Below are 12,647 nucleotides of genomic sequence, written 5' to 3'. Positions count from 1 at the left end.
GTTTGCTCTTTATAGGGTTGCGACATGCTGTTGATAGCGTTCATAGGCCTGCTGGAACGCCGCGACGTTGGCGGCAATCGGCAGGGTTTCACTGCTTGAATCGAGTTTCACGCAGTGCTGGCACAGGTCGGCGAGGCTATTTTCGTGGCCGTTCGACCAGGATTTGCACCATGCCGCTTGGATCGCCGCGCCAAGGGCGGCAGCTTCGCTTTGTTCGGTGCAGATCACCGGGGTGTTCATGATGTCGGCGACGATCTGCCGCCACACCGCGCTTTTCGAGCCGCCGCCGATCAGGCAAATGCTGCGGCTTTGTAAACCATTGTGGCGGAGCAAATCCAGCCCGTAGCGCAAACCGAAGGTGGTGCCTTCGACGGCGGCGCGGCACAGATTGGCCTGGGTCAGGTTATCCAGGGTCAAGCCGTGCAGACTGCCGGTGGCATGGGGCAGGGCGGGCACCCGTTCGCCGTTGAGAAACGGCAGCATGCTCACGCCGTCGGCGCCGATGGGAGCCTCGGCGACGAGGTCGTTGAACTGTTGCAGATCGAGGTTGAACAACTCGCGAATCGCGCCGGTGGCGTTGGTCAGGTTCATGGTGCAGATCAGCGGCAGCCATCCGCCACTGGACGAGCAGAACGTCGCGACCGAGGCGTCCGGGCTGACTTTCGGCACCTCGGAATAGGCATACACCGTGCCAGAGGAACCGAGGCTCATGGTGATCGCACCGGGCTGAATATTGCCGGTGCCGATGGCGCCCATCATGTTGTCGCCGCCACCGCTTGATACCAACGCGTCGGGGTTGATGCCGAGGTGTTCGGCGATGGCCGGGAGAATGGTGCCGACGCTTTGATGCGCATCGATCAGCTCAGGCAATGCGGCTTGCAGGCGCCCGCTGGCGTCGATGTCGCGCAGCAGTTGCAAGTCCCATTGGCGTGTGCGCACGTTGAAATAGCCGGTGCCGGAGGCGTCGCCGTATTCGCTGCAGGCGCGGCCGGTGAGCCAGAAGTTCAGGTAGTCGTGGGGCAGCAGAATGCGTGCGATGCGCGAAAAGACCACGGGGTGCTGCTCTTTGGTCCAGAGCAATTTCGACACGGTGTAGCCAGGTGCGATAACCACGCCGAGGCGTTCCAGCGAGCCTTTTTCACCGCCCAGATGAGTGAGTAGGCGGTCGTTCTCGGCGCTGGTTTCGGTGTCGCACCAGAGCTTGGCCGGGCGCAGGACTTCACCTTGATCATCGAGCAGGACCAGGCCGTGTTGCTGGCCGGAGACGCCGATGCCGAGGATCGACTGGCCGTCGACATTCGCAGCGAGTAATGCGCGGCGAGTGGCGAGGGTGAAGGCTTCCAGCCATTGCTGGGTGTCTTGTTCGCGGCGGCCGTTGGCGCCGCTGATCATCGTGTGCGCGGCGGCGCCCTGGCCGAGAACCTGACCGCTGGCGGCGTCGAGGATGATGGCTTTGGTGCCTTGGGTGCCGCAGTCGATGCCGAGGAACAGTTGTTGTGTTGTCATGTTTGAACCACTCGGGGTGTGGTGAAGATCAAGAGCTTACCCCCTCACCCCAGCCCTCTCCCCCAAGGGGGCGAGGGGGAAGGGAGCCGATCGGGGGCTGTTCAAAACCTGAGTTCAACTCCGGTTCTCTAAATCAGGGGCTGTTCAAAACCTGAGTTCGACTCCGGACGTTCAGGTCGATGTAACTTGCACAAACCACTCGGTCAGTTCCCTCTCCCTCCGGGAGAGGGCTAGGGTGAGGGGCTTTTCAATCCAGAATCCGCTGCAAAGTCCGCGTCACACCATCCTCGCGCAAGCTGTTACAGCACCACTCAAACGCCGCGACAAACTCCGCCGACCGCGGTATCGCCGTGCCGAAAATCTCCTCAACCGCCAACAACCGCTGCGTGATTAAAGCATCATCCGCCACCAACGCCTGAAAAAACGCCGCGCGTGGATCAGGAATCGAATAGGTATCACCATTCTCATCCACACCCTTCAAGTACAACGCCCACGCCGCCACCACCAACGCCGCACGCTTAGTCTCCTGCCCATCAGCAATCAAGCGGTTGATGGTAGGAATGGTGAACTTGGGAAACTTCGACGAACCGTCCGAACACACCCGCTCCAACTGATCGGCAATCGCCTGATTGGAGAAGCGCGCCACCAGCGTATTTTTGTAATCGGTCAGATCAATACCCGGCACCGGCGCCAGTTGTGGGGTCACGTCGAGATCCATATAGGCGCGCATGTAACGCACGAACAGCGGATCGTTCATGGTTTCGTGCACAAACCGGTAGCCCTTCAAAAAGCCCAGATAGGTCAGCGCCAGATGGCTGCCGTTGAGCAGTTTGATCTTCATCTCTTCATAGGGCGAGACATCGTCGGTGAACTGCACGCCAACCTTTTCCCAGGCCGGGCGACCGTTGACGAATTTGTCCTCCAGCACCCACTGCACGAACGGCTCGCAGACCACCGGCCAGGCATCGTCGACCCCGTGTTTATCGGCCAGTTGCAAGCGATGCGCGGTGCTGGTCATGGGGGTGATGCGGTCGACCATGGCGTTGGGGAAACTGACGTTGGCGTCGATCCAGCTGCACAGATTGCTGTTGCGCAACGTGGCAAATGCCAGCAGCGCTTTGCGCGTCACGGCGCCGTTGTGCGGCAGATTATCGCAGGACATCACGGTAAACGCCGGAATGCCCGCCGCCCGGCGTTTTTCCAGGGCCGCACACAAGAAGCCGAACACGGTTTTCGGTGCGTCCGGATGGGCCAGATCATGTTGAATCTGCGGCAGGTGCGCCATGAATTCGCCGTTGCTGTCGTCGATGCAATAACCCCCCTCGGTGATGGTCAGCGAGACGATGCGGATTTGCGGATCGGCGAGTTTGTCGATCAACGCCTGAGCGCCGTCCTCGGCCAGCAGCATGTCGCGAATCGCACCGATCACGCGGACTTCGGTGTCGTCGCTGTCGCCGAGTTCGAACAGGGTGAACAGGTAATCCTGTTCCTTGAGATCGTCACGGGCGCGGCGGTCTTCGGCACGCAAGCCGACACCGCAAATCGCCCAGTCCAGTGCTTCACCGGTATTCATCAGGGCATCGGTGTAATACGCCTGATGCGCGCGATGAAAGCCGCCGACGCCGATGTGCGCAATGCCTTGGCGCGTGTCGCTAAGGTTGTAGCCCGGCAGTTGCACTTCGGCGGCCAGACGATGGAGATTCTGTTGGTTGAGTTTCATCGGGAGTTCTCGAAATCAGGCCGCTGCGCGCAGCGGACGGGTCAACGCCAAACCTTCGGCATCGAATAAATGGCAGTGCGCCGGGTCGAGGTGCAGGCTCAGTTGTTCGCCGTAGCGGCTGGCCAGATCACCGCGCACGCGCATGGTCAGGGCTTCGCCGGCGTTGGTGGTGACGTGGCAGAAGGTGTCGCTGCCCAGGCGTTCGCTGACGTCGGCGGTGACTTGCAGCGTGCAGTCGCCCGCTTGCGCCAGCTCCAGATGTTCCGGGCGAATGCCGAGGGTCACGGCGCTGCCGACACTCAGATTGGCGGCGTTGAACGGCAGGGTGATGCGCGTACCGGCGTCCAGCGACACTTCGCAGCTCTGGCCATCGACGCGGGCGATCTTGCCCTTGAGGAAGCCCATTTTCGGCGTGCCGAGGAACCCGGCGACGAAGAGGTTCGCCGGGTTGTGATAGAGGTCCAGTGGCGAGCCGACCTGTTCGATCTTGCCGCCATTGAGCACCACGACTTTGTCGGCCATGGTCATCGCTTCAACCTGATCGTGGGTCACGTAGATCATCGTCGCTTGCAGATCCTTGTGCAGACGCAGCAGCTCAAGGCGCATCTGCACGCGCAGCGCGGCGTCGAGGTTGGAGAGGGGTTCGTCGAAGAGGAAGATTTTCGGATTGCGCACGATGGCACGGCCAATCGCAACGCGCTGACGCTGGCCACCGGAGAGCTGTTTTGGCTTGCGCTCGAGCATCGGCCCGAGTTCGAGAATCCGCGCGGCTTCGCCGACTTTCTTCTCGACCTCGGCTTTCGGCACGCCAGCCAGATCGAGGGCGAACGACATGTTTTTCTTCACGGTCATGTGCGGGTACAGCGCGTAGGTCTGAAACACCATCGCCAGATCGCGCTTGGCCGGGCTGACTTCGGTGATGTCGCGGCCATCCAGTTCGATGGTGCCGTCGCTGACTTCTTCCAGACCAGCAATCAACCGCAGCAGGGTGGATTTGCCGCAGCCCGACGGGCCGACGAAGACCACGAATTCCTTGTCGTTTACTTCAAGGTCGATGCCTTTGATGATGGAGAAACCTTCGAAGCCTTTTTGCAGATTCTTGATTTTCAGGTTGGCCATGATGATGGGCCTCCGCAATTTATTATTGGGTTAAACCAGATCGGCTTTTCTGTGGGAGCGAGCCTGCTCGCGAAGGGGCCGTGTCAGTCGACATCAGGGTTGAATGACACTCCGCTTTCGCGAGCAGGCTCGCTCCCACAGGGGATAGGGTTGGATTCGGGATCTTCATTTCACGGCGCCGAACGAGAGGCCGCGCACCAGTTGTTTCTGGCTGATCCAGCCGAAGATCAGAATCGGCGCACACGCCAGCGTCGACACCGCCGACAACTTGGCCCAGAACAAGCCTTCCGGACTTGAATACGAGGCAATCAGCGCGGTCAGTGGCGCGGCTTTCGACGAGGTCAGGTTCAGCGACCAGAATGCCTCGTTCCAGCACAGAATCAGCGACAGCAGCACGGTCGAGGCGAGGCCGCCCTTGGCGATCGGCAGCAGCACGCGGACCATTTCCTGCCACAGCGTGGCGCCGTCGAGACGGGCGGCTTCGAGGATGTCTTTGGGGATGTCCTTGAAGTAGGTGTAAACCATCCAGACCACGATCGGCAGGTTGATCAGCGTGTAGATCACGATCAGTGCGATGCGCGTGTCGAGCAGGCCGAAGCTCTTCGCCAACAGATAGATCGGCATGAGCACGCCCACCGGCGGCAGCATTTTGGTCGAGAGCATCCATAGCAACGTGCCTTTGGTGCGCTGGGTTTCGTAGAACGCCATCGAGTAGGCCGCCGGCACCGCGATCAACAGGCACAGGGCCGTGGCGCTGAAGGAAATCACCACCGAGTTCCAGGCGAAACTGAAGTAGTCGCTGCGCTCGTTGATGTGCAGGTAGTTCTCCAGCGTCGGCGTGAAGATGAACTGCGGCGGCGTGGCGAACGCGTCGATTTCGGTTTTGAAACTGGTCATCAGCATCCAGAAGATCGGGAAGAAAATCACGATCGCGATGGCCCAGGCCAGGGTGCCGAGCAGCAGGCTTTGCAGCTGGCGGGATTGTTGGAGAGTCATGGCATGCCTCAGGCTTTGTCAGTCAGGTTTTTGCCGATCATCCGCACCAGAATGATCGCGGCGATGTTGGCGATAACCACGGCAATCAAGCCGCCGGCCGAGGCCATGCCGACGTCGAACTGCACCAGCGCCTGGTTGTAGATGAGATAAGCGAGGTTGGTCGAGGCGTAGCCGGGGCCGCCGTTGGTGGTGGTGAAAATCTCGGCGAACACCGACAGCAGGAAGATCGTTTCGATCATTACCACCACGGCAATTGGTCGCGCCAGATGCGGCAGGGTCAGGTGCCAGAAGATCGCGATCGGCCCGGCACCGTCGAGGCGCGCGGCTTCTTTCTGTTCCTGGTCGAGGGACTGCATCGCGGTCATCAGGATCAGGATCGCGAAGGGCAGCCACTGCCACGAAACAATGATGATGATCGACAGCAGCGGGTAGTGCGCGAGCCAGTCCACCGGTTGTGCGCCGAACAGCTTCCAGACGTAAGCGAGGATCCCCGAGACCGGATGGAAGATCAGGTTCTTCCAGATCAACGCACCGACCGTGGGCATGATGAAGAACGGCGAAATCAGCATGACCCGGACGATGCCGCGACCGAGGAATTCACTGGCCTCCAGCAAGGCGCTGATCAACACGCCCAACACCACACTGATCAGCAACACGCTACCGACCAGCAGCAGTGTATTGGTGGCGCCGGGCATGAAGCCCGAATCAGTCAGGAAATAGCTGAAGTTTTCCAGCCCGACGAACTCGTTTTCACCGGGGTAGAGCAGGTTGTAGCGGATCATCGAAAAGTAAATGGTCATGCCCAGCGGCACGATCATCCACAGCAGCAACAGGGCCACCGAAGGGCTGACCAGAAACCAGCCGGGATTGCGTACTCGGACTTTGCGCGCAGGTGGCGACAGGTCGATGTGGGCTTTGGCAGTTGAAGTATTCATGGTGATCACAACCGAGTCATACAGACCTATGGAGATCTAATGTAGGAGTGAGCTTGCTCGCGATGGCGGTGTGTCAGTCACCGTCTGTTTCAGATTGAAAACCGCCATCGCGAGCAGGCTCACACCTACAAAAGGCAGGAGCGAGCTGTGCGGGTTACTTGGGATAACCGGCGCGCTTCATCTCGCGTTCAGTGGTTTGCTGCGCAGCAGCCAAAGCTTGATCCACCGTGGTCTGACCGATCAGCGCCGCCGAGAACAGCTTGCCGACCTGGGTGCCCACCGCCTGGAACTCAGGAATGGTCACCAGTTGAATGCCGATATAAGGCACTGGTTTCAGCGTCGGTTTGCTCGGATCAGCCGTTTTCAACGATTCCAGCGTGACCTTGGCGAAAGGCGCCGCGCTCATGTAGGCGTCGCTGTAAGTTGAGGCGCGAGTCCCCGGCGGTACGTTGGCGATGCCGTCAGTCTTCGCCACTAGCTCGCCGTACTCTTTGGAGGTCGCCCAGGCGCTGAACTCTTTCGCTGCGTCTTTGGCTTTGGAACTGGTCGGAATCGCCAGCGCCCATGAGTACAGCCAGGCCGAACCTTTATCAGTGACCTGATGCGGGGCAAAAGTGAAGCCGACGTGATCGGCGACCTTGCTTTGGGTCTTGTCGGTAACGAACGAACCGGCAACGCTGGCATCGACCCACATCGCGCATTTGCCACTGTTGAACAGCGCAAGGTTCTCGTTGAAACCGTTGCTGGAGGCGCCCGGCGGCCCGGATTTCTTCATGGTGTCGACGTAGAAGTTCAGCGCGTTTTTCCACTCGGGGCCGCTGAACTCCGGTTTCCACTGCTCATCGAACCAGCGCGCGCCATAGGCGTTGGCGACCGTAGTAATCAGCGCCATGTTCTCGCCCCAACCGGCCTTGCCGCGCAGGCAGATGCCGTACTGCTCTTTGTCTTTGTGGGTGAGTTTTTCGGCGAAGCCGGCGATCTGTTCCCAGGTCGGACGCTCGGGCATGGTCAGGCCGGCATCCTTGAACAGGTCGGTGCGGTAATAGGTGATCGAGCTTTCCGCGTAAAACGGCAGGGCGTACAGCGAACCCTTGACCGACAGGCCTTCACGCACCGACGGGAACACATCGTCGAGGGCGTAACTGGCTGGCAGATCCTTCATCGGTTCGAGCCAACCCTTTGCGCCCCACAGTGCCGCTTCGTACATGCCGATGGTCAACACGTCGAACTGACCGCCCTGGGTGGCGATGTCGGTGGTCAGGCGTTGGCGCAGAACGTTTTCTTCCAGCACCACCCAATTGAGCTTGATGTCCGGATGCTCGGCCTCGAAGGTTTTCGAGAGTTTTTGCATGCGGATCATGTCGCTGTTGTTGACGGTGGCGATGGTCAGGGTCTGGGCGCCAAGGCTGACGCTGCTGAGGGTCATGCAGGTGAGGGCAAGCAGAGCTTTTGCAGTGGGTTGCATCGTGCACTCCTTTTCTGCACCCGGTGGGAGGCAGAAGGACAGTTATTGTTTTTGTGTCTTCCTGTGCAGGAAGAATGTGCACTGATTACAGCGTTCAATCGCAGGGCTGACAAATCATCCCTAGCACTTTTATCAATACTTTTTTGCACTGGGCTTTGACGTGGTGAATGCAGAGAAGGGCGTTTCAGCGTCGAGGTGCTATCGAATGCGTACAGGTTTCTGATGTCGACACAGCCCCTTGTAGGAGTGAGCCTGCTCGCGATAGCGGAATGTCAGCCAACATTTCTGCAAGCTCTCACACCGCTATCGCGAGCAGGCTCACTCCTACAGTGGAATTGCGTTGTCAGTGGTGGTTCTGTTCGGTCAGGCGCTGCACCGCGAGCCGTCGATAATGCGACGGCGTCATGCCCTTGAGCTGCTGAAAGCGCCGATTGAAGTTGGAAATGTTGTTGAAGCCGGATTCGAAACACACATCGGTCACCGGTTTATCGCCGTCAGCCAGCAGTTCACAGGATTTGCTGATGCGCAGGCGATTGACGAACTCGATGAAGTTGCGCCCAGTGGCCTGTTTGAACACTCGGCTGAAATAAGTGGGTGTCATACCCAGATGTTCCGCGACTTCCTCCAGTGAAATATCCCGGGCGTAGTGCGCAAAGATGTAGTCCACGGCGCGGTTGGTGCGGTCGATATTGTGTTCATCGGCCAGTTGCGTGTTAGTGGCGCCCGAGAGCAATTGATAGTCGTCACTCGCAGCGAGTAATTCCATCAGGATAAAGAAGTGGCCGAGGCGGGTAATGCCTCTGGAATCGGCAATACGCTGCATCAACGTCATGGCCTGGCGAATCGTGTGCTTGCAGCGGAATTCGATGCCGTACTGCGCACGCTCCAGCAGCGGTGAAAGGGATTTGAGTTCGGCGAAAACCTGATGGCCGTCTTCGAACAGTTCATCGGTGAAGTTGACCAGCATGTCGCGCTTTTCAACCACTTCGTCTTCAGCTACCTGGCTGATCCAGTTGTGCGGCAGATTGGGCCCGGTAAGAAACAGGGTTTCGGGATAGAAGTTGCCGATGTAGTCGCCGATGAACACCTTTCCGGCGCTGGCGACGATCAGATGCAGCTCGTATTCCTTGTGGAAATGCCAACGCACCAGCGGGCAGGGGAAGCCGTGCTGGCGATAGATGATGGACAACCCGTTATGGTCATCCATCAATTCGTATGAAGGGTCGGTCACGCGGGCGGTTCGGGTCATGGCAGGCAGCTTTTTTTGTTATCGCCCGCCGATCATGCCTCGTTTGCCGTGGCGCGCGCCAGTTCGTTGCGAGAGGATTCCATGAGCTGACTCAATCAGACTGCACGCGCAGCGTTACTGCGCCTTCTCGTTAGCTTTCTCAAGATTGGCCAGACAGCAATAAAACACAATTTTCGAGTCTTTAATAAAATCGAAATTGATGATGTTGCACAGCTTCGCCCAGCCTGTCCTGTCCGGGGAGAACCAGGTGTCCAGATCATCAAGGATTCGCTTTGGCCCGCCGGGAAACGTAAAACACGTAGCAGAGAGCGACCAGAGGTTTTTCCTGCTCCTGGGCTCGGCCATTACCTTTGTAATGAATTGGTGCAGGTCAGTGGTGCTGACAAGGCTTTGGCCGATCCATTTGTGGTTGATTGGTGAGTAAAACCGATTGTCGTTTGCGTTCCATGGCATCGACGCTGTAACCAGGACTCTTTGCAAAGCGCTTGATTGTTTGAGCTGGCCAAGTGAGCGGTACACGTTATGGGTGGGAATCATCCGTTCGCCAAGATGTTCCAGCATCAAATCCCTGAACTTGATGAAGTTGAACTCACTGTCACCTTTTTTCAGTTCATGAAAGTCGAGGATGATGAATTCATCCGGCCTTTCCGAGAGGAATCTGTTGACATCGCGAACAAGATCTTCAAGGGTTCGCGAAGTAAGATACCCGTTGTGCTGAAAACGGAACTGACTGAAACCTTTGGCTTTGTCGTGATACTCGAGTCGAACATCCAGTGCTCGGGCGCCGAGGTTGAGTTGCGTGTAGAAAGAATCATCCTGGCAGGCGATGAAGTTTTTGCCTGGAGGCAATGCGTACGAGGCTTTCCAGTCACAGCCCGCATTATGCGTTCCAGGCAGTGTCAGTTCAAAAAGGGACAAGTTATCAAGTTGCGGGATGGCAGACATCCATTGATTGGGTGGAATGTTTTCGAGCTTGGTGTCAAGCATTTCATTATCCTGCGTAAAGTTATAGAAGTTGTGCGCGCAGGATGTTTATAGTGTCTGGGACTTGATTGGCCAATGCTTTGTTTAATGCAATTCGTGTATCGGTGGATGCGGGCGTGCGCTAGGTAATGCCGCCAAGTGATTTTTGTTTGTTACTTGGCGAACATGATTCGCTTGGTTTACTGTTTATCAGCTGTTTGAATGACGGAGGATATAGGAAGAATACCCTCGGGATTTTTCAAAGGCCTTCTTGATATTCGCCTGATAGCAGAAATAAACGAGTTTTGAGTTTTTTATGAAATCGAAGTTGATAATGCTGCATTTTTCTGCCCAGTCACTGTTGTCTGGATCGAACCACGTGTCGAGCTGATCAAGCATTCTGACAGGCCCGCCAGCGTCATAGATGGCTGCCGACAGCGACCAGGGTGCCGACTTCTCAGGAGGCTCAGCCAACACTCTGGCAATGAACGCCTGCAGGCGCGTGTGTTGGGGTTGAGCTATTTGCTCCAGGGTATCTCCGACAACTTTCAGAAAGTCACTGCCGGCCCATTGATGGGTTATTTGCGCACCGAAGACGGTTCGGTCCAGGTGGCGGTTGGCAGGTCCGGTGACCAGCACACGCTGAAGTCGGCTGACGTCCTTTAATTGACCAAGTGTCAGGTGTCTGTTGCCGGTGGGGATGATGTGCTCACCCAGTTGCACCTTCATTACCTCATTGAAGTATTTGAAATCGAAGGGTTCAGCGCCGTGTTCGATTTTGTGAAAGTCCAAAATGATGAACTCATTAAAACTTCTCTCGAGAAACGCTTTGATGTCACGAATAAGGTCGGCCAGCGTGCGCGAAGACCAGGTCTTGTCGTGTACAAACCGGAACTTTTCAAGCCCGTTCGCATGGGGGTTGTAAACCAGGCGCACATCAAGCGCCCGAGCACCGCGGTTGAGCTGGCTGTAAAAGGATACGTCCTGGCAGGCGAACCAGTTACGCGTAAATACATTGGAATAGGCGGCTTCCAGGTCGCAACCGGCGTTATGGGTGCCTGGCAATGTCAGCTCATTGAGTGAAAGTGTGTCGATTTCCGGGGCTGCATTCATCCACTCGTAAAGAGGCAGTATTTGTCTGTTGAATTGCGTCATGTTATCCATCCGGCACAAGTGAGTAATGAAAGTCATTATTGATGCGAGAGCGGATGGTTATAGCGCTTGATATTTGTTTGGCCAATATCGGTAGTTATGCAGTGTGTGTCGTCACGACCGGTTACTGGTCGTCACGTTGGCGACGTATTGCGGTTTTTTGCTTCAATCCATTGCGCCATATATTGAGTACTTTTGTGCGCATGATGCCGCAACATGCTGCCGATAAAGTTATTGGCTCTGAGTGTCGGCAAGTTCAGTTGGCAATCACGCAGCTTTTCGATCAGCGCCTGACCATGCACTGCCCGTTGGTAGCGCTCGCCGAGCAAGGTGTTTGCCGCCAATTGGCTCGCCTGCCACTGCGTTTCATCCTGATAGAGGCGAACGGCCTGGTTGGCCAACTCGGTCGCCGAAAGCGCGACGGCACCGGGCCACGGCTGACCGGCATGCATGCCCTCCGCTCCAATGGGGGTGGTGACACTCGGTGTGCCGCACAGCATGGCGTCAACCAGTTTGCCCTTTATACCGGCGCCGAAGCGCAGCGGGGCCAGGCAAACCCGTGCGGCGGACATAACCTGCAACGCGTCTTCGGCCCAGTTCATCACATGAAAGCCCTGCGCAGCATTATGCAACGCCGTGGCCTTGGGCGGTGTGTACGCGCCATAGATGTGCAACTGCGCTTGCGGCAATTGCTGACGTATAAGTGGCCAGACGATGGATTTCATCCAGAGCACCGCATCCCAGTTGGGCGCGTGCCGGAAGTTGCCGATGCTTACAAAGTGCGCTCGATCGGTGAAGGCCGCAGGGGGGGCACCTGGCAGGTCAATCATCAGTGGGCACCAATGCAGCAATTGACGTGGCAAGCCGAATTGTTCGACCAGCAACTCGATTTCAACTTCGGAGATCATCAGGTTCAGATCGCAGCGGTACAACGCCGCGATTTCCCGTTTGGCCAGATCAGTATCGGCCATCAACTCAAACTCTTCGCGCAATGCCGGCGCAAACAGATCGCTGAAGTCGTCCTGATCGCTGTTGGCTTTCAGGCGGTCCTTGAGCCGCTGATGGCGGGCATGTCGCAGGCTTTGCAGGTCGGAGGTTTCCAGCACACGCAGGGCCTCGGGGCAGTGCTTTTCAACCCGCCAGCCGAACTGCTCCTCCATCATGAACTGGTCGAACAGCACAATATCCGGTGCCAGTTCACTGATGAATACGTCGAAACTGCTGTTGTTGAGTTCAATGGATACTTCGCGAATACCCAGCGCAGAGAGGTCTGCCTTATGTTCGCCGGGGCCGGCGGGACTGCTGAAGGTGATGTCCCAACCCTGTTGCAAAAACGTTTCGAGGATCTGCATGACGTGGCCACTGGCGGCGGACGAGCGCGGTTCGGGCCAGACATATCCGATGACCAGGACTTTGGTAACGGGCTGAGTCATTAGCAGTGATCCTATGCAGCAAAGCGTGGGCGAAAAAAGGGCGCAATTAAACCACAGTGGTGGTTGCCTGCGCCCTCTGTCAGTGCTGCGGCCCGGAAAATCTGCGGGT

At 57.4% G+C, this 12,647-nt stretch carries 10 protein-coding genes; all 10 read right to left on the bottom strand.

The genetic code is table 11. The features are described 5' to 3' along the window. Positions 1-9 precede the first annotated feature (9 nt). Entirely contained in the window at positions 10-1,506 is a 1,497-nt protein-coding gene (gene xylB, locus HUW52_RS17680) for a xylulokinase (protein ID WP_175554415.1), read from the bottom strand. 247 nt (positions 1,507-1,753) lie between these two features. Beyond that, a complete protein-coding gene (locus tag HUW52_RS17675; RefSeq protein ID WP_175554414.1) occupies positions 1,754-3,226 on the bottom strand; it encodes a mannitol dehydrogenase family protein in 1,473 nt (490 codons plus the stop codon). Positions 3,227-3,241: 15 nt separating this feature from the next. Beyond that, positions 3,242-4,345 carry an ABC transporter ATP-binding protein gene (locus HUW52_RS17670; protein WP_175554413.1) on the bottom strand — a complete coding sequence of 368 codons (1,104 nt, stop codon included), beginning with the start codon at positions 4,343-4,345 and terminating at the stop codon, positions 3,242-3,244. A gap of 165 nt (positions 4,346-4,510) precedes the next feature. Continuing rightward, entirely contained in the window at positions 4,511-5,341 is an 831-nt protein-coding gene (locus tag HUW52_RS17665) for a carbohydrate ABC transporter permease (RefSeq protein ID WP_175554412.1), read from the bottom strand. Positions 5,342-5,349: 8 nt separating this feature from the next. After that, positions 5,350-6,276 carry a carbohydrate ABC transporter permease gene (locus tag HUW52_RS17660; RefSeq protein WP_175554411.1) on the bottom strand — a complete coding sequence of 309 codons (927 nt, stop codon included), beginning with the start codon at positions 6,274-6,276 and terminating at the stop codon, positions 5,350-5,352. Positions 6,277-6,430: 154 nt separating this feature from the next. After that, positions 6,431-7,741, bottom strand: a complete 1,311-nt coding sequence (locus tag HUW52_RS17655; protein WP_016987312.1) for a sugar ABC transporter substrate-binding protein — start codon at positions 7,739-7,741, stop codon at positions 6,431-6,433. 343 nt (positions 7,742-8,084) lie between these two features. Next, entirely contained in the window at positions 8,085-8,990 is a 906-nt protein-coding gene (locus tag HUW52_RS17650; RefSeq protein WP_016987311.1) for an AraC family transcriptional regulator, read from the bottom strand. A gap of 114 nt (positions 8,991-9,104) precedes the next feature. Then, complete coding sequence (locus HUW52_RS17645; RefSeq protein ID WP_175554410.1) at positions 9,105-9,977, bottom strand: phospholipase; 873 nt, start codon at positions 9,975-9,977, stop codon at positions 9,105-9,107. A 186-nt stretch (positions 9,978-10,163) separates the two neighbouring features. Then, positions 10,164-11,108, bottom strand: a complete 945-nt coding sequence (locus HUW52_RS17640) for a hypothetical protein (RefSeq protein WP_016987309.1) — start codon at positions 11,106-11,108, stop codon at positions 10,164-10,166. 131 nt (positions 11,109-11,239) lie between these two features. Next, complete coding sequence (locus HUW52_RS17635; protein ID WP_175554409.1) at positions 11,240-12,538, bottom strand: glycosyltransferase; 1,299 nt, start codon at positions 12,536-12,538, stop codon at positions 11,240-11,242. Positions 12,539-12,647 lie beyond the last annotated feature (109 nt).

The sequence above is a fragment of the Pseudomonas sp. 43A genome, assembly GCF_013363935.1.
Lineage (GTDB): Bacteria > Pseudomonadota > Gammaproteobacteria > Pseudomonadales > Pseudomonadaceae > Aquipseudomonas > Aquipseudomonas crudilactis.
This window is presented reverse-complemented; position numbering and strand designations above follow the sequence as displayed.